Raw genomic sequence first — 18,500 nt, forward strand, 5'->3', positions numbered from 1 at the left:
TTCATACACAAGCAACCCGATGACCGCAACAGAAACAAAACAGCATAACTACGCATTGTGGCTGATCATTACGATCACAGTATGGACAACCATTATTTTCATGTCCATGTTATGGAATTATCAAAGTGCACAAAGGCAATCAGTCGAGTTGGCATCCAATGTGGCTCAGGCATACATTTACAGAGACATTGCACTGCGGCGCTGGGGTACTTCTCATGGCGGAGTTTATGTACCGAGAAGTAAACATGTTAAACCAAACCCACTGCTTTCTCACATTTCCGACCGGGATATCATTACCCCATCAGGAAGAAAACTCACATTGATCAATCCTGTGCATATACTTACTCAGGTGATGAATGAATATAACGAATTACCTGTGCCCAAAAGTAAAGTAACCGCTTTTCCTGAGATTCTGCTTAATCCAGAGCAGAATATGCCCGATCAATGGGAATTGAGCGCACTGAACGCATTTAAGAACGGTGCGCTGAGCAAAAAAGAAGTCGTAAACATAGGCGACACCCCGCATCTTCGCTTGATGATTCCACTGTTCATAACAGCTGAATGCCTGCATTGTCACGCCAGTCAAAACTATAAGGAAGGCGATCTTAGCGGTGCGCTGGGAGTTGCGGTTCCCATGACACCCTACTTAAATGCCAAGAAAGAATCTTTAAGCTATATCTATATGAGCTACGGATTTCTTTGGATTATCGGTATTTTTTCGTTAACTTACTTTTTTAGCAAAACCAGGCTTCACACTCAGCAACTCAAGCTTACACAGAACAAATTGCTCCAATTAAACCAGGAATTGGAAAATTTATCGTTTAAAGACGCACTGACTGATATTGCTAACAGACGTTCTTTCGACGACGCCCTAAGTCGGGAATGGAAACAGGCAAGACGAAACCAGAAACCGCTTTCGTTAATTATGATCGATGTCGATTTTTTTAAAATTTATAACGATTTTTACGGTCACCAACAAGGTGACAACTGTCTGAAAACAGTCGCCAAAACGTTGGCGCTCGTAGCCAAACGCCCCAAAGACATGGTTGCCCGATGTGGTGGAGAAGAATTTGTGCTGTTATTACCAGAAACAGAATTAAAGGACGCGATTCAATTGGCTGAAGAATGCCGCGAAAGAATCCAGGCACTCAAATTGAAATTTGAATTATCCGAAATTTCGGATGTGGTCACAATTAGCCTGGGCGTATGCGCAATAACTCCCCAAAAAGATGACGTGTCCGGATTTCTGCTCAAGGCAGCGGACGAAGCGCTCTATAGTGCGAAGAAAATGGGACGCAACCGGGTAGAAAGCAGCTAAACCGCTAAATCGCTAAATCGCTTGCAATTGAAATGGCGGATTTTGTTTCAATCACGGATGGATGTATTGAATTGTTTTAGGCACCAATCTGGTATGGATTAATTGACGGTGTATATTTCGCCTGTTTACTGAAATAAAAAAACCGCCTCGACGGGCGGTTTTGTTTACCTCAATTAAAGAGGCCAGTTTTGGCTATTAAAGGCTACAATTAGTGACCTGGTTTGCTGGTTCCGCCATAAGGACGTGGATCTACGCCTTCTGCCAGACAGTTACCATTACCATCAATTCCGAATTCGCATTCTTGATCAACCAGATTTGGATCGCCCATATCTGCAGCGTCAAACAAGCTGCCGCAACCTGATAAAATAAGTGCAAGTAGTGCTGCGTATATAACTGAAAATTTCATTGCATCTCCTAGTAATTATCGAATATTTATAAGTTATGTAAATAATTTATACAATCTATTGTTATTATTAATATCTATATCTTGATTTATAAAAAAACAGCCAGCTCAGAAGTATATACTGAAATAAACTAAACATACAAGAACGATGATTATTATCCCTTCCGAGCGGACAATTAATTATTGCGATCATGGACGTAACAGTCTGATTTCATGGTTTTGTGTGCAGTTTGTTTTGCATTAGACCGATGCCCACAAAAGCCATGACTATCGAAACGAACGGATTCAATATATTCAGCAACGCGTACGGTGCGTATTCCAATGTTGCTATTCCCAGAGTTGCGGCATAAAAAGTGCCTGTGGTTGTCCAGGGTATCAGTGCTGTGGTCAGTGTCGCGCCTTCTTCCACGGAACGCGACAGCACGGCCTTATCCAAACCTTTTTCATCATAAAAGCCCTTAAATAACTGGCAATTCAGAATGATGGAGATATATGCCTCACCCATGGCGATATTACTGGCAAAACCTGCAGCAATGGTTGCCGCGATCAGTGTACTGACGCGTTTGATATGCACGATAATATTGACCAGCAAAACGCGCAGAAATCCGGCATGATGCAAAATACCGCCCAATGCCAGCGCCATGATCGACAGCAATAATGTCCATGCCATACTGTACATACCGCCGCGTCCAAGTAGTGCATCAATATTTTCAATACCGGTTGTGCCATCGGTATTCAGCCAGAGCGTGTTCAACACATCAACGCCATTTTTTTCCTGGTAAACAATAGCGATCAGCATTGCGAGCAAAATACTCATGGACATGCTGACTTCCGGAGAATAGCGTTTAACGCTCAGACCAAACATCACAATTAATGGTAATAAAGTAATCCATGGATTCAGTAGATAGCCGCCGGCCAATGCAACCCTGATTTCTTCGATATGCGCTCTGGGCAGCATATTTTCGGTGTATTGCATGCCCAGCAAAACAAACAGACCCAGTACAATCAGGAATGTGGGGGTTGTGGTATAGAGCATGGACTGGATATGACGGTAAAGATTGGTATCCGCGCTCATGGCCGCAAGATTCGTGGTATCTGATATTGGCGACAATTTGTCGCCAAACGTGGCTCCGGAAATCACCATGCCGGCCACAATTGGCAACGGAATGCCCATTGTTTCGCCAATCCCCATCAACACGACACCGACAGTACCGACGGTTCCCCATGACGTGCCGGTTGCAACTGACATAAAACTGCATAAAATCAGTCCAACAGGCAGGAAAATCACGGGATTGAGCAAATCTATACCGTAGTAGAGTAGGCTTGCGACCGTACCACTTTGCATATAACTGGCGATAACCATGCCAATCAGCAAAAAAATATATATCGCGGGCAGGGCCTTATAAATACCTTGACTCATCATCTGCCGGATGGCAATGAACGAATGTCCCAGCCAGGATGCCTGAATGGCGCCCCAGATCAGCGTGAGAAAAATGATCGCGTGCAAACTTGCTTGAAGTACGAACAGGCCCAGTGAAATCATTGCAAACACACCCAGAAAACAGATCATGGCGTGGATGAATGACGGTAAACGCTTATCCGCTAATAGTGCTTCAAGCTGTTTTTCGCTATTTGATATTTTTTGTGGCGTTTGCGTCATTTATTTTTCTGCTCGTCAAACAAGGCGGCATATTCGCCGTAACCCGCCGCTTGCAAGTCATCTTTCGGGATGAATTTCAGAGATGCAGAATTGATGCAGTAGCGCAGTCCCGTAGGTGGTGGCCCATCATCAAACACATGCCCCAGATGACTGTTCGCATAACGGCTACGCACTTCCGTGCGTTGCATCAATAAGGTATGATCAGGTTTTTGCTGGATAAAATGCGAATTGATTGGACGGTAAAAACTTGGCCAACCGGTACCCGAGTCAAATTTATGAATGGATGCGAACAGCGGTTCACCTGAGACGATGTCAACATAAATCCCCGTGTCCTTGTTGTTCCAGAACGCATTCTGGAACGGCGGTTCGGTGCCGGCATTCTGGGTAACCTGAAATTGCAAAGCGGTCAGTTTTTCTTTCTGTTTTAATAAATTTTTCTCGGAAAGCGCATATTGGCGGTTTAAGTCGTTCATGTCGGATTTCTTTTATCGATATAGATTATTTATTGTAAGTGCAATCAATTTAATGGCAATATTATGTAATTCGCGTTTCCATTATTATAGTATTCCGGTGTGAGTTGTTGGCTGCGTAACCGTATTTCTATCGTTTTAAATTCATATGAATGTAAAAAGTATTCAATTTCTCTTGGCGACGATCTTCAGTCTGGTATTTTTGCTAAAAACAAATATGCTTTTGGCATCTCCAGTATGCGGAGACTTGTGGCACACGAATGGGCCCCATGATTACAGGGATTCCAACATCAGTGGAACTTTAAAAATGGTGGAGTCGCATCATTTTACTAAAGAAGTCGAACAATTAATTTCTGGTTCAACAGGGCTCGTTGGTCAAGATATTGATTTTGTTTTAAAGGTTTTCCCAAACCACCATCGCGCGCTTGATGCCATGAGCAGATTATCATTAAGAGATAAAAAGCCGCAGCCCCCCGGCGCGAGTTATTCAGCATTATGTTATTTTGACAGGGCTGTTCGCTTTAGGCCGGATGATGCTATGGTGCGCAGCATATTCAGCAGTCACTTATTAAAAATCAACAAGCTGGATTTGGCATTGGAACAACTGCAGTTTGCTGCAGAAATTGAACCAGGCAATCCAACGACAAGCTATAACTTGGGCTTACTTTATTTCAAGAAGAAAGACTACGATAAAGCACTGCTTTATGCAAAAAAAGCCTATGAACGGGGCTTTCCATTGCAAGGACTCAGGAATCAATTAAAAAGAATTAACAAATGGCATTAGCATTTGCCGTTTGTAAATTGGCGTTGCGCCACAGTTTAGGAGATTAGCGCGTCCATTTCGATAGAAAGCGACGTTGTTCCGAGTGATTTGATCGTTTTATTTTTTAGATTTTTTACTTGAATCCACAACATACTGATTTACATGATTCCGAAAAAATAGCTTATCTGTAAATTAACATGATTTACACCCAGAAAAGCCCCGCTCTTTTAATCATTGGTCTTTCAATGCTCGCAATCTGGTATTCTGCGGACACCGGTTTATTGAACCCGCTACTGGAATATCTTGCCTCCGGCAAGGCGTATCAATACCTTGATGAACTCAACACGTTGCCTTTATACTTCGGAACAGTTGCTGTCCTTACAGGATGTTGGCATTGGCTCGGTTCGCATAAAGAAGGTCATTTGGACTATTACTCGTCCACAATTGCCGGAGGAATGCTGATTCTTTTCATTACCATGCTGATACGCTGGTTTATTGCGCCACAGATCGCGGTAATTAGTGTTAACTACGGCGAAATTGGCGGCACCGGAAAATATATACACGAATTGTTCGGACTCAACTATGTCGTTCTAGGCATTGTTACCGGCATCATCATTGTCAATGTTTTCAAAATTCCGGAATGGGCAAAGAACGGCATACGTTTATCCCGTCTTGGACTCAAAACAGGCGTCATTCTTCTCGGTGCACTCTACAGCGCGGCTGAGTTGAAAAACCTTGGCGGTCTTTCCATTGTCATGATCGGTTTTTTTGTACTGGGATCAGTTGGCATTGTTTTATGGATAGGATCACGGCGCAATATTTCCAATTCAATGGGCGGGGTTTTATCGGCAGGCATGGGCGTATGCGGGGTATCTGCAACAGTCGCTGTAGCCCCTGTCGTACAAGCCAAACCGGTAGAAATCGCGTATACGATAGGCACCATTTTACTATGGGGCGTTGGATGCATGTTCGTATTCCCGATTATTGGCCATTTGCTGGATATGAGTTATGTGCAATTCGGCGCATGGGCGGGTACCGGTATCCTGAATTCAGCACAGGTTGCAGGCGCAGCATTGGCATTTCAGCCCGACGGTATTGAAACTTTAATGGTTGCCGAAATCTTCAATATCACCCGGGTACTGATTCTTCCGGTTGTCGTATTGTGGCTGGCTATCTGGTATGTCAAAAAAGAAGGCACTGCTTCAACAGCACAGGTAAATGTCGGGCACGTCGTCATCACTAAATTTCCCGTTTTTGTGCTGGGCTTCATCCTGATGTTTGCACTGTCAACGACAGGAATCTTTGCTCCGGCAAGTCATTATCAGGGCAAGTATTTTGGCAATACGCCAGAGCAGGGATTTGAGATGGAAAATCTCCTGAAACCCGGACAAGTCCGGCTGCTCAGTGTACAGATCAGTAATATCGAACAAACCGATGAGCGCAAGGCGCTGGAACGATTAATCGAAAATGGAAAAATCATGTCCATAGACGATGATAATGCCGTTCGGCGCATCATTAACGCGAGAATCCTGTCTGATGAAGCCAATGAAATCCTGACTGCCGCACATAAAGCTGTACGGCACACCGCAAAAAAAATAGAAGCTTTCCGGCAATGGATTACCTGGTTATTTGCATTTGGCCTGGTCGGTCTTGGTATGCAGATTACGGTAAGTGCAATGAAACAGGCCGGTGGCGAACCCGCCATTATAGGCGGCATAGTGGGGTTTATCAAAGCCGCGTTATCACTGATCGTGGTCATGCTGCTCATTAGTGAAACTGTATAACAATATACATTTAAGGCGTACCATGCAAAACAAGGAAATTAAAACCTTTGAACGTGGGTCGGCATTATCCATTTTTGGCAGCGATCGCAAGGAAGATGCCGTCGCGCTCATTCTGGCATTTATTCTGGCTATGGCGATCTACTTCTTCTATTGAGGCTCACGCGCCTTGGCATCAGAATCCGCGGACTGCAATCCTTTCAAACATATTTTGCTTGCCAGCCATGGCACAACAGGCGCCATGGCTGCTGAAAACATGGCCTTGCACGTTTGTGCGAAAGCGGGAACAATCGACCATCTTATCGTTGTCCCCGAATTCTGGCAGCATATGACAGGCGATGACTGGCTTAATAACGGCGCAACCCGTGATCAGTTTCGCGCATATCTGCAAACAGAGCTGGAACAGGAAGTCGATCAACAGTGCGACCGCTTGAACCAAAAGGTCGCTGCGCAAGCGTTAAACTATAATCGGGTTATTCTGTTTGGAAAACCGGATGATGCCCTGCTGCATTATTTAACACAACAAACATACGATCTGCTTGTCATCGGTTCGCCACGTCCTGGCAAAATACCCGGCTTGTCCGGATTGCGTTCCACTATGCTGACAAAAAAAATAATGCACGTCACACGCACCGCTGTGTTGATCGTGCCGTACCCAAAAGAAGGCGGTGTAACACATGCCAGTACCGAAAAAACCGGTTAGACTCAACACCATAGGCACATCAAATAAAGCGGACAACCAGGACGCCGCCTGGGCTATTGTCCAAACCCCACTGAACGCAACAGAACTCAAACTGTTTTGTCAGGATATTGAACGGATGTTTCGCATCAATCCCATGCTCAATTTCAGGGAGTGGCAACAAATAGGCGCCAACCGGTATTACTTCAGGGGGCAAAATATCAGCCAGCAACCACCGTTTGAATTTGAACTGACTTTTACCACCCAACAATTAGCGGAAGGTATTCAGATTGATTACGCGCAAGGCCTGAAAAACCGTACAACTTTTATGATTGAATCGATGTCCAACCCATACGATGAATCTTTTAAAAATCAGTCAAAATTAACTATTACTGATTTTTATAATGGCATACCCGAGATCGAACGCAAACAACAATTGCATCGTGTGGACAAGAGTATCACCGTCTGGGCAAATGATATACAACGCTATTTGATCAACTGGCAGAAATGGTCACGCTTCGGGTTATGGCGCTGGTATATGCGTTATCTGTGGCAACCCATGAAACCGATGGGGCGCCGTATAACTGCAATCCTGTTCTGGGTGGCTTTCTTTGAGCTGGCCCTGATCATGCTGGGAGCGGTTGTTTATTTTTTGGAATATACTGTATAAAGCATTCAATCGACAGATAGTATCTCAACGAGGAAATGATCATGAATGATAAGCTAAAGCCGGTCGATCCGGAAACTGTTGCCTGCGAAGTTTGCTTGAAAGAAATTCCGGCTTCAGAAGCCAAGAGTGGGGAGGGCAGCGATTATGTGCTGCACTATTGCAGCCTTGAATGCTTTGCGAAATGGGAGGCACAAAACGAGAAAAAGGATTAGCAGGTTTTTCCAGCAACACTATTCAGTTGGTTGTTGTTCAAGCTGGTTAATTTGATCCATAAGCAGTTGCCGTTCTTCCTCCAGCGCCCGAAAACGCGAATAAAGCTGGTCCAAATCGGCAGTATATTGCTCAATACGATTTTTTCTTTCCTGTTGACGTTGAATCATATCTTCATATTTTGGAATGGGTGTACTCTCAGCAGTTGCACCGGGAAGATCGGCGAGTGGAGAGCCCAGTACTTCATTGCGGCGTAATTCCTGGATCATGAGGAACTGCTGGTGCGTTGCCTGAGCGTCCTGTTGAACACGCATTAGCGCTTTTTCCAGTTGAATAATTTGCTGCTCGCTTTCAGCCCATCCATTGTGAGACGATATCAGTAACAACAATAACACAAGTAATTTCACCGTCTTGACCTCCATTATTTGTTATAAGCGTTCGAATACTGCGGCAATACCCTGACCGCCGCCTATGCACATCGTTACCAGCGCATACCGCCCACCTGTGCGATGCAGTTCATAAATTGCTTTGATCGTCAATATTGTACCGGTAGCACCGATCGGATGCCCAAGTGCAACTGCTCCGCCGTTAGGGTTTGTTCTGGCCGAATCGAAGTGCAATTCTTTTGCTACCGCACAAGCCTGTACGGCAAACGCCTCGTTCGATTCAACCACATCAATATCGTTTATATTAATGCATGCACGTTCAAGTGCTTTCTGCACTGCCGGAACTGGCCCCATACCCATAAATTGTGGATCCACACCGGCGTGACCGTAAGAAACCAGACGCGCTACTGGGTTCATATTACGCTTCTCAGCCATTTTTCCATCCATTAAAACAATCGCAGCAGCACAGTCGTTAATACCTGACGCATTACCTGCGGTAACTGTACCGCCCTTCTGGAATACAGCATTCAGTCTGGACAATGCTTCCATAGTGACATTCTCGCGCGGATGTTCGTCGGTATCGAAAATGAATTCTCCTTTACGGGTCTTAATTTCAACAGGCAATATTTGATCTTTAAAATAACCCTGATGAATCGCGTGAATGGCGCGACGGTGGCTTTCAACAGCATACGCATCCTGTTCTTCACGGTTAATCTGCCATTTCTGTGCAATATTTTCTGCGGTTACTCCCATATGCACATATTCAAAAGGGTCTGTCAATGCGCCCACCATCATGTCGACTGTGCCGCCGTCTTGCATGCGCTGCCCCCAGCGCAGTGAAGGTAACAGATAGCCGCCCCGGCTCATGGATTCAGCGCCGCCGGCGACGGCAACATCGGTATCGTTGAGCAGGATATACTGGCTCGCTGAAATAATGGCCTGCAAGCCGCTGCCACACAAGCGATTTACAGTAAGTGCCGCGGTATGCTGGGGCAGTCCGCCATTCATGCAGGCAACACGCGCCAAATACATGTCCCGCGTTTCGCCGTGAATGACATTGCCAAAGACTCCATGGCCGATTTCGTCAGGATCGGCTGCAGACCGCCTGACGGCTTCATTGACAACCTTCGCGGCGAGATCTGCCGGCGCGTAATCCTTCAGTGCGCCGCCATAATCGCCGATTGCAGTCCGTACACCACTGAGAACAACTACTTCACGCATGCAATTCCTCTATTCGTTCCGTCTACTGGATATTCAGTCTATGTTTCTGACGAGTATTTATCATAACTGTCCACTTCTTGCCAAAAAATAGACCGTGTATCATATTTCCTGACTACTTCATTTCGTCAATTAACGGTAGAAGTTCTTTAAACACCTTGTCAGCTTCATGTTGAAGCGTACCCATTAATTTTTGTGCAGTATCCAATTGTTTTTCGGTGGCGCTTGTTTCCATACATTGACATAAATAAGCCAACTGCTCCGCGCCGATATTTGCTGCACTGGATTTTAACGTATGTGCAGTCTGTTTAATGGTCTCGGCATCCCTGGTAACAACAGCCTGATTCAATTGGGACAAGGTTCGTGGCGCAGATGTTTGAAAAACCGACAAAACATTTTTTAAAAAATACTTATCGTCATTCGTGTCAAGCGCGCTCAATACAGCCAGCTTTTCTCTGTTAATCACCATACGATCAGCCGTCAAAGATGATTCATGTTCTGCGACAGCAGCACCTTCTGTTTCCACCTGGCCGCCTTTGCCATGTTGTGGCAGCCATCGTTCCAGTATGGCGCGCAACTGTGCCAATGAAAAAGGTTTCGACAAAAAATCATTCATTCCGACATCAAGGCACCTTTGCCGATCGTCTGACAATGCATTGGCTGTCAATGCCACGATCGAGAGATTGCCTCGTTCATCCGGCAATTGCCGAATCAACCTGGTCGCTTCATAGCCATCCATAACCGGCATTTGACAATCCATAAACACCAGATCATAACGCTTATTTTGCACCATTTGATACGCTTCCTGTCCATTGACAGCAAGCGCTATCTGCAAACCCATACTTTCCAGCATGGCACATGCAACCTGCTGGTTAACCGGGTTATCTTCCGCTAGCAACACTACGCCTTGCAGATTTTTCTCTTCCGACATTTTACACTTTGCTTGAACAGACAATTGAGCAGGTGTAACGGCTAAAATATTTGCAATTACATTATAAAGATCACTCTGCCGAATGGGTTTTTGGATAAAACGCTCAATATCTATTTCCGGACTACTCTCCAGCTTGTCTTCCATCGTTGATGTCAACATCATCAAGCTGGGCCGGCTAAATTGGGCATCCGATTGAATGGCACGCGCCAATTCCAGTCCATCCATGCCCGGCATATGCATGTCCAGAATGGCCAGACGGAAAAATATGTGATCCTTGGCAGCCTGTTTCATAATATGCAGTGCTTCCGCTCCGCCGGGGGCGCAGTAGACTTGCATGTTCCAGCTCGCCAGTTGATTGACCAGAATTTCCCGATTGGTTCGGTTATCGTCAACTACGAGTACGTATACATCTTTGAAGAGTTGACTATCAGCAATATTGACCACAGGTTTATGGGCTTTGTCTAATTCCAGTTCAACATAGAAACGCGAGCCTTTTCCTGGCACGCTGTCTACCCAGATTTGACCATGCATTAATTCAACGAGCAGTTTGCATATCGCCAGGCCAAGACCTGTTCCGCCATATTGGCGCGTTGTTCTGGCATCTGCTTGTGAAAAATGCTCAAAGATTTTTTTTATCGCATGAGGCTCAATACCAATACCGGTATCTTCTATACATAATCGAATCTTTAATTGTTTTTCTGTTTCTCCCGCAATCGCCGTTCGTACAACGACTTCCCCCTTTTGGGTAAATTTGATTGCATTATTGATAAGATTAATGATGATCTGTCTCAATCTGAACGGATCGCCGCGCAAATTCATTGGTGTGTTTGGCGGCAAAAATTGTACTGCCAGCTCCAGATTCTTGTCTTTAGCTTGCTGCGCGAACATTGCCACAGCTTCTTCAACAAGGCCCACAAGATCAAAATCGGTTGATTCCAACAGCATATAACCCGACTCGAATTTTGAAAAATCAAGAATGTCATTAATCACGCCAAGCAAATGATGGCCGGATAACTGTACGGACTCAGCCCATACCCTTTGTTGCGGATTTAAATTGCTGTTTAACAACAGTTCATTCATTCCAAGTACGCCATTCAACGGCGTGCGGATTTCATGGCTCATGGTTGCAAGAAACTCACTTTTTGCAGAACTGGCCGCCTCGGCGGCTTCCTTGGCTGTGAGCAGCTCCGCCGTCCTTGCCGCAACCTCAATTTCGAGCAGTTCCCTTTGTCCAGCCAGGCGTTTTTCGCGGTGACCAATTTGTTCCAGCATATGGTTAAATCCATTGGCCAGCGTATTCAGTTCCACGATGCAACTTTGATCGGCGCGGATATTAAAATCGGTTTTATCGGAAACCTGTGTAATCAAGTTACTTAATTTGGTTAATGGAATCAAGACAGCCGTATTTAACCGGTACAACAGTATATGGCTGATCGTCATGGCAACTACTGCGGTAATAAAAATAATAAACGCAAGCCACGCAGTTTGCCAGTAAATCGCGGACAAGCTCGTAACCAAATAAAAGTAACCATATTTTTCCTGCTGGAAAAGAATGGGTTGCACCAACTTAATATGATGCAGGGTGATTTCCAGATTCCGAGCAGGCAAGTTAAACGTATCGGGAGACAGAGTCCGTCTGGTTTGAAAGCTGGCAAATCTCCGATGTTCCTGTGTAAATACAATCGCGACAGATACATCATCTGAGCTTGCCAATGAATTGAGTAATTCCTGAGCTGATCCTGAATCATCGAACACCAGTGAGGCGGCCAAATTTTCAGCAAAAGCGGTTGCCCTGGATTCGTTCGAATTGATCAAAGATAATAGACTGAGCGTAAAATTGCCAATAACAAGCACGAACGCAACGATAATCAGCGTAATGCCTAACGTCATTCGGGCAATACGCAATAAACGCGCATTCAACGTTGACTGAGCAATTTTTTTTGAATTATTTTCGTTGTTCATTGGTATACCCGGGCTGCCAAACGGAGCAGTCTGGCGCTCAGCATCAGGCCAGCATTTCGCGCACTCTTTTGGTTAGCTTCAAAAAATAACTTTTCATGCGCAATTCTCATATTCAGCATAATTCCACGATCAATTGCGCTTTCCGTATCGGCAATAGTCAGTACCGGGTTGTCGTTGAGTTTCTGAAGAATTTCCGGTAAATATTTGATCGCGTCACTGGATACGAAGACCGCTTCACAATCCAGAAAATCATCGGATAGTGCTTTGAATTTTACGGCAACTTGAAATTGATTCACATGACGCCCATCCAGTGAATCAATTTCATCACCAAAAGGATGATTGCCTATCAGACAAAGATTGACATCGGAACCAAGATCATTCGGCCATTCGGTATAGGCAATAAAATTGTATACAAAAGCGGCTTTTAAACGGTATTCCGGCAGCGATTCGCCATTGATGTTCTGACTGAGAAAGACGACGCCCAGAATCATCAGTATCCGCAAAATATTTGCCACTTTTATCATGCTTAATGATGGATGATGAAAGAGAAATGCATCACTATTCTGAACGAATCACAATATTTTTTACTGCGCTTATAAATTAAGTGTCAGTAGTCCTTACGTTACACCAAATCCACTTGGATATTAATTTCACACGGCAAATACTATCATATTAATGATAGCCAATAACACTTGATCTTCTGCGATTTTATAAAAGCAAATAGCTGTAGTGCAGACGAACACATTTTGTAATTGCAAACACATTAGACGTTTGGATCAACTATTGACGGAAGCAGTTTTAGAAAACCAGCTGACACGCAGTCGAACCTTTACGGTCGGAACAACAAGCACTATTTTTATATTGGTTAATATAAAAATATCATTTACAATCATGGACAACTCGTTATAGCTCGATCAGAACACAAGATGTTATCGATTAATTCCCATTTTAATCAGAAGCAGTAGCTTACCCGACTATAGTTTAATAGTAATGGCGTACCATCGGCGCTTCACGCTTGCATTTTTCTGTCTTCTCCTGTGGATAGTGCTGCCAGAGTCAGCCATCGCTCAAAACAAACGTGACGATATCTATGCAATCGATCTTGAAGAACTGCTGAATGTCAAAGTTATTTCGACGAGTAAAAAACCGCAATCTGTTTTAAAGTCGGCTTCAGCCATTCACGTCATTTCCCAGGACGATATACGCCGTTCAGGCGCAACGACGTTACCCGATGTTTTTCGCGGCGTACCAGGTGTGCAGGTCGCCCAGATTGACGCAAACAAGTGGGCTGTGACGATTCGTGGCTTTAACGACCGTTTTGCCCAAAAAACACTGGTCATGGTCGATGGCAGAACAATCTATACGCCGTTATTTTCTGGTGTTTATTGGAACATGCACGATATGGTGCTGGAGGATATCGACCGTATCGAAATTGTCCGCGGACCCGGCGGCGCTTTATGGGGTGCAAATGCGGTCAATGGCGTCATCAATATTATTACCAAAAATGCGCGCGATACGCAGGGTACAACTGTCGCATTAATCGGTGGCTCTCTGGAACGGAACCTGACCGCACGCGTCGGCGGCAAAATCAATGACGACACCAGTTTCCGGCTCTACGCCAAGGGTCGCCACCACGAAAACTACGATCAACTGCATGATCAATCAAATTTAGGGCCGGCCAATGACCAATGGCGCAACCTGAATACAGGCTTCCGTATCGACGGTAGTTCGACGCGTAACAGCGACTGGATGCTGCAAGGCGGGTATACTGTCGGCACGGCCGGCCAACTGGGCACTTCGACTTCATTAACACCGCCAGCACCGCTCGTTCTCAGGGATACCATCAATTATCAGGCCGGAAATCTGGTCTTTCTTTGGAACAAATATGTTTCGGATGATAATAAATGGCGTGTTCAAGCCTATTATGACTACTTCAAGCGCGAGGCCCTGGGCAGCACCAACCTGGTGCATACTGTAGATCTCGAGATTCAGAATCAACGCCGTTTGTTCAATAGTCATGATGTCGTCTGGGGTATAGGTTACCGCAGCGTACTCGATGAACTGGGCAATGATTTCGTGGTTTCCTTCACCCCGTCAAGCCGTCATTACAAAACGTTTAACGCATTTATACAGGATGAAATACAGTTGACGCAGAAACTGCGTTTTACCGCTGGCACCAAAATCGAACACAATGATTTTACTGGATTCGAATATCAGCCGAATGTGCGTTTATTGTTTGAAATCAATGATCAACATTCTGTTTGGGCTGCTTATTCCCGGGCGGTCCGTGTTCCGTCGCGTTCAAGCCATGATATACGCATCAATTTCCTGGCTTTGCCGGGTGATACCCCGAATTCATTGCCATTGTTATTCGGCATCTTTGGCGACCGAAAATTCCGTTCTGAAAATATCAATGCATTCGAAATGGGTTATCGCAGTCTGCTGACACGTCATTTTTCGGTGGACACCGCATTATTTTTTAACCTCTATGACGACCTGGGAACAAGCGAGAGAAGCGGGCCGATTTTTGAAGCCATGCCCCTGCCGCATTTGCTGTTTCTCAGCACGGTAGACAATCTGGCAAAAGCAAATACTTATGGCGCCGAGGTCATGACAAAATGGCAGGTTACTCCTTTTTGGCAACTCGCATCGAGTTATACCTGGTTCAAATTGGACGGACGCTATGTCAAAAACAGCACAGCGGATCTGGAGCGGTTATTCATTCTTGAGAATTCAGATCCGCGTCATCAATTCTCGGTACGTTCAGATATTCAGCTGCCTTATAATCTGGAGTTGAACAGCAACTTTTATTACACCGACAGTTTGGCCGGGCGTAATATACAAACACAAGCACGTCTTGACCTGAGATTGGCATGGCGTCCGTCCCGCAAGATGGAACTCGCTGTTGTCGGACAAAATGTTACCAATAAAACACATCAGGAATTTGATTCCACTGACGGCATCCCGTCACAAATACCGCGAAGCATTTATGGCAGAATACTGTACACTTTTTAGTACCGATAAAAGAACGGAAGGGTTGATCCGCTATTTCGGCGAATAAGGCAATCTGCGGATATGCAATTCGGGCCCATCGGGATATTTCAGGTACAATTTTCCAGCGTCAACACTGCTGATTTGAATGACAGCAAGCACATCAAATCCGCCATCCGGCGATGCTGCAGCATTGACGATTTTACCGCAAGACTGATTTTCGGCATCTGTGCCAAATATGTCATCGCCAGCCGATACCGGATCATTTGTCCCAATATTCGCCAGATACATTCTGCGCTTGAGTTGACCGAGATGCTGGGTGCGCGCAACGATTTCCTGCCCCGGATAACATCCTTTTTTAAAACTGACGCCACCGATCAGATCCAGATTAATCATCTGTGGCAAAAACTGTTCCTGGGTCTCAACCGTAATAGCCGGTATGCCCGCGTTTATTTCCAGCCAGTTCCAGCAGCCGGCTCCGGCAGGACAAGCATTTTTGCTTAACAATTGCCATATTTTATGCGCAGATGCCTCTATGGCGATAAGCTCCAGCCGGTCAGGCGCATGGCAAAGAATACTGGCGTCCGAAGTATGTATCATGCGCAATTGGGCGCATTCTTCGGGTGAAATTTCCAGGACTTCCTGCAGGCGTTGGCAGGCTTCTTTACCGGCTATACCCATGCGTACCCATTGATTGCTGCTGTCAGTAATGTTAACTTTAGCGCGCAAAATAAACATGGACAGCTTTTTTTGCATGCCCGCACACAGACTGGCCGGTAACTGCATTATCCACGCATCATCTTTTTGCCACAGAATGAAACTGGCCAGCACCCGTCCTTTGGGTGTGCAATAGCTGCCATATTGCCCCTGGTTTTCGGTCACTTCTCTGACATCGCAACTTAACTGGTTCTGCAGAAACGTTTGCACATCTACCCCTGAGAAACGCAGCAGCCCATAATGAGACAAATCAACCAGTATCGTTCCATTTTGTACCTGTTTTAATTCCGCCAAGCGGTTATCAAAATGAACAACCTGATCGTTTTCAATCACAGCATTAGAATCTTGTAAAAAAGTACGCCAGCTTTCAAGCATCATATTAAGCAAGAATTAGTTATAACCATTAATTATACGATATCCCGCTTGAAGAAAAATATCAGGCAGCGCAATCCTGGCATCTTGTTTACATGCGGCAATTCGTTTAAGGTATAACCCGGTTTTACAGCCCACTATTGAGGAAACTCACTTCATGGAACAAATGGTGCACGCAATTGCGTCCGCGAATGACCCGATTGGCCTGATTGAAGAAATTCACGGACCCGTAGTCGATGTGATATGCGACCGTTTGCCGCCGTTGCACCAGGCATTGTTCTGCACCGTAGATCATCAGAACTATTTGTTTGAAGTATACCGTCACTTAGACGCAAAACGGGTACGCGCAATCGCGTTGCATTCGACGGGTGGGCTAAAACGCGGGATAACCATGTTTGATAGCGGCGGGCCGCTACGAATTCCGGTCACACCGGATTGCCTCAACCGGATGCTGGACATGTTTGGCGCGCCGCTTGATGGCCAGCTCCCACTTGAAACAACAGAAATGCGCAACATTATAGCGCCGCCAGCCCAGCTTTCTGAAACCGTGCCTGCAACGGGTATTCTTGAATCCGGAATCAAGGTCATTGATTTGTTATGTCCGTTTATCAAAGGCGGCAAGACAGGTTTGTTTGGCGGCGCAGGCGTCGGCAAAACCGTATTGATTATGGAATTCATGCATGCAATCGTCCATCTTCATCAGGGGGTTTCTGTTTTTGCCGGTGTCGGCGAACGCATCCGTGAAGGCCATGAACTCTGGCACGAAATGCGTGAAGCGGGCGTGATGCCGCAAACATTAATGCTGTATGGACAAATGGATGAATCGCCGGGCGTGCGGTTTCGAGTTGGGTTGTCCGCATTGACGTATGCCGAGTATCTGCGGGATTCCATGCATAAAGAAGTTTTGCTGCTCATGGACAATGTTTTTCGTTTTGTGCAGGCTGGAAGTGAGATCTCGGGATTGCTTGGGCGCATGCCGGCAACAGTCGGTTATCAACCCACGCTGATGAGCGAAGTTGCTGAATTACAGGAACGTATTATCTCCACCCGCAGTGGCAATATCACTGCCGTGGAGGCCGTTTATGTCCCTGCGGATGACATGACTGATCCGGCTGTCAGCACAATTTTGTCCCATCTCGACACCACCGTAATTCTCTCGCGTACGCAGGCCGCCAAGGGCATTTACCCAACCGTCGATCCGCTGCAATCTTCCAGCAAAATGATGGATCGCGTGTTTCTCGGCGATCGGCACTATGGCGTGGCGGAACGCGTGCGCGAGCACTTGGCGCGTTATCAGGAGCTTGAGGATATGATTGCCATGTTGGGAATGGAAGCTTTATCGGAAAAAGATCAGCGCATTGTCATGCGGGCGCGGAAACTGCAACGTTATCTGACGCAACCATTTCATGTCATGAGTTCCCATAGCGGTATTCAAGGCGTTTCGGTTAAACTTGAGCAGACATTGGCGGATTGCGAAGCATTCTTGCGGGGGGATTACGATTCCGTGCCGGAAGAACGCTGTTATATGCGCGGCACCATGGATGCAGTGGTATGAAAACATTTACATTACACATGCAAAGTGCGACACAATATATTCCGGTTGAGCATGTAACCAGCTTCATCGGTGCGGATTCTTCAGGCAGTTTTGGAATTCTTGCCGGACATGCACGTATGATGACTGCGCTCAATTATGGTCTGGCGCGTTATCAAATACAAAGCGGCGATTGGTATTATCTTGCATTTCCCGGCGGTATCCTTTATTTTCTGAATAACAATCTGTATATCAGTTCACGCCGTTTTCTTTGTGACAGCGATTATCAGCGAATCAGCACTGGATTAATGCAGCAATTGCTGACGGAAGAGGAGTCATTGCGAGAAATCAAAGAAAGCCTGAGTCATTTGGAGCAGGAAATGTTTCGTCGATTGTGGCAGATGCAGAGAAGCGGGATTCACTTATAACAGTTATCTG

17 protein-coding genes are annotated in these 18,500 nt (G+C 45.6%); 9 read left to right on the forward strand and 8 right to left on the reverse strand.

Going from position 1 to position 18,500, the window contains the following annotated elements:
- The first annotated feature begins 19 nt into the window (after nt 1-19).
- Nucleotides 20-1,318, forward strand: a complete 1,299-nt coding sequence (locus MRK00_07930; GenBank protein MDR4517299.1) for a diguanylate cyclase — start codon at nt 20-22, stop codon at nt 1,316-1,318.
- 208 nt (nt 1,319-1,526) lie between these two features.
- Here MRK00_07930 and MRK00_07935 read toward each other — a convergent pair whose 3' ends face one another.
- The 3 genes from MRK00_07935 to msrB form a co-directional block, all read right to left on the reverse strand.
- The gene (locus MRK00_07935) at nt 1,527-1,724 is read right to left on the reverse strand and encodes a hypothetical protein (GenBank protein MDR4517300.1); all 198 of its coding nucleotides are present in this window, start codon (nt 1,722-1,724) and stop codon (nt 1,527-1,529) included.
- A 208-nt stretch (nt 1,725-1,932) separates the two neighbouring features.
- Nucleotides 1,933-3,381, reverse strand: a complete 1,449-nt coding sequence (gene nhaC / locus MRK00_07940) for a Na+/H+ antiporter NhaC (protein MDR4517301.1) — start codon at nt 3,379-3,381, stop codon at nt 1,933-1,935.
- Nucleotides 3,378-3,854, reverse strand: coding sequence for a peptide-methionine (R)-S-oxide reductase MsrB (msrB, locus tag MRK00_07945; GenBank protein ID MDR4517302.1), 477 nt, complete (start codon nt 3,852-3,854; stop codon nt 3,378-3,380). Before msrB ends, nhaC begins: the two co-directional genes overlap by 4 nt.
- A gap of 145 nt (nt 3,855-3,999) precedes the next feature.
- Here msrB and MRK00_07950 point away from each other — a divergent pair, with 145 nt between their 5' ends.
- The 5 genes from MRK00_07950 (at nt 4,000) to MRK00_07970 (ending at nt 7,956) form a co-directional block, all read left to right on the forward strand.
- On the forward strand, nt 4,000-4,635 hold the full coding sequence (locus MRK00_07950; protein ID MDR4517303.1) for a hypothetical protein: 636 nt from the start codon (nt 4,000-4,002) through the stop codon (nt 4,633-4,635).
- A 224-nt stretch (nt 4,636-4,859) separates the two neighbouring features.
- On the forward strand, nt 4,860-6,398 hold the full coding sequence (locus MRK00_07955) for a putative sulfate exporter family transporter (protein MDR4517304.1): 1,539 nt from the start codon (nt 4,860-4,862) through the stop codon (nt 6,396-6,398).
- Between the two features lie 166 nt (nt 6,399-6,564).
- The gene (locus MRK00_07960) at nt 6,565-7,098 is read left to right on the forward strand and encodes a universal stress protein (GenBank protein ID MDR4517305.1); all 534 of its coding nucleotides are present in this window, start codon (nt 6,565-6,567) and stop codon (nt 7,096-7,098) included.
- Entirely contained in the window at nt 7,073-7,744 is a 672-nt protein-coding gene (locus MRK00_07965; GenBank protein MDR4517306.1) for a hypothetical protein, read from the forward strand. The genes MRK00_07960 and MRK00_07965 overlap by 26 nt, the downstream gene beginning before the upstream one ends.
- Before the next feature lie 41 nt (nt 7,745-7,785).
- The gene (locus tag MRK00_07970) at nt 7,786-7,956 is read left to right on the forward strand and encodes a DUF3330 domain-containing protein (protein MDR4517307.1); all 171 of its coding nucleotides are present in this window, start codon (nt 7,786-7,788) and stop codon (nt 7,954-7,956) included.
- An 18-nt stretch (nt 7,957-7,974) separates the two neighbouring features.
- On the opposite strand, the gene MRK00_07975 is transcribed toward MRK00_07970, so the two are convergent.
- The 4 genes from MRK00_07975 to MRK00_07990 all read right to left on the reverse strand — a co-directional run bounded on the left by MRK00_07975 (nt 7,975) and on the right by MRK00_07990 (nt 12,966).
- On the reverse strand, nt 7,975-8,361 hold the full coding sequence (locus MRK00_07975) for a hypothetical protein (GenBank protein ID MDR4517308.1): 387 nt from the start codon (nt 8,359-8,361) through the stop codon (nt 7,975-7,977).
- 21 nt (nt 8,362-8,382) lie between these two features.
- Nucleotides 8,383-9,561 (reverse strand): acetyl-CoA C-acyltransferase family protein, encoded by a 1,179-nt coding sequence (locus tag MRK00_07980; GenBank protein MDR4517309.1) that lies wholly within the window; start codon nt 9,559-9,561, stop codon nt 8,383-8,385.
- 112 nt (nt 9,562-9,673) lie between these two features.
- A complete protein-coding gene (locus tag MRK00_07985) occupies nt 9,674-12,451 on the reverse strand; it encodes a response regulator (GenBank protein MDR4517310.1) in 2,778 nt (925 codons plus the stop codon).
- Nucleotides 12,448-12,966, reverse strand: coding sequence for a YfiR family protein (locus tag MRK00_07990; GenBank protein ID MDR4517311.1), 519 nt, complete (start codon nt 12,964-12,966; stop codon nt 12,448-12,450). The genes MRK00_07985 and MRK00_07990 overlap by 4 nt, the downstream gene beginning before the upstream one ends.
- Nucleotides 12,967-13,441: 475 nt before the next feature.
- On the opposite strand from MRK00_07990, the gene MRK00_07995 reads away from it, so the two are divergent.
- Nucleotides 13,442-15,466, forward strand: a complete 2,025-nt coding sequence (locus MRK00_07995; GenBank protein MDR4517312.1) for a TonB-dependent receptor — start codon at nt 13,442-13,444, stop codon at nt 15,464-15,466.
- 30 nt (nt 15,467-15,496) lie between these two features.
- On the opposite strand, the gene MRK00_08000 is transcribed toward MRK00_07995, so the two are convergent.
- On the reverse strand, nt 15,497-16,534 hold the full coding sequence (locus MRK00_08000) for a folate-binding protein (protein MDR4517313.1): 1,038 nt from the start codon (nt 16,532-16,534) through the stop codon (nt 15,497-15,499).
- Nucleotides 16,535-16,697: 163 nt separating this feature from the next.
- Here MRK00_08000 and atpD point away from each other — a divergent pair, with 163 nt between their 5' ends.
- Together atpD and MRK00_08010 are read left to right on the forward strand one after the other, a co-directional pair.
- Nucleotides 16,698-18,086, forward strand: a complete 1,389-nt coding sequence (atpD, locus tag MRK00_08005) for a F0F1 ATP synthase subunit beta (GenBank protein ID MDR4517314.1) — start codon at nt 16,698-16,700, stop codon at nt 18,084-18,086.
- On the forward strand, nt 18,083-18,490 hold the full coding sequence (locus MRK00_08010) for a F0F1 ATP synthase subunit epsilon (protein ID MDR4517315.1): 408 nt from the start codon (nt 18,083-18,085) through the stop codon (nt 18,488-18,490). Before atpD ends, MRK00_08010 begins: the two co-directional genes overlap by 4 nt.
- Nucleotides 18,491-18,500: the final 10 nt, after the last annotated feature.

This window comes from Nitrosomonas sp., from assembly GCA_031316255.1.
Lineage (GTDB): Bacteria > Pseudomonadota > Gammaproteobacteria > Burkholderiales > Nitrosomonadaceae > Nitrosomonas.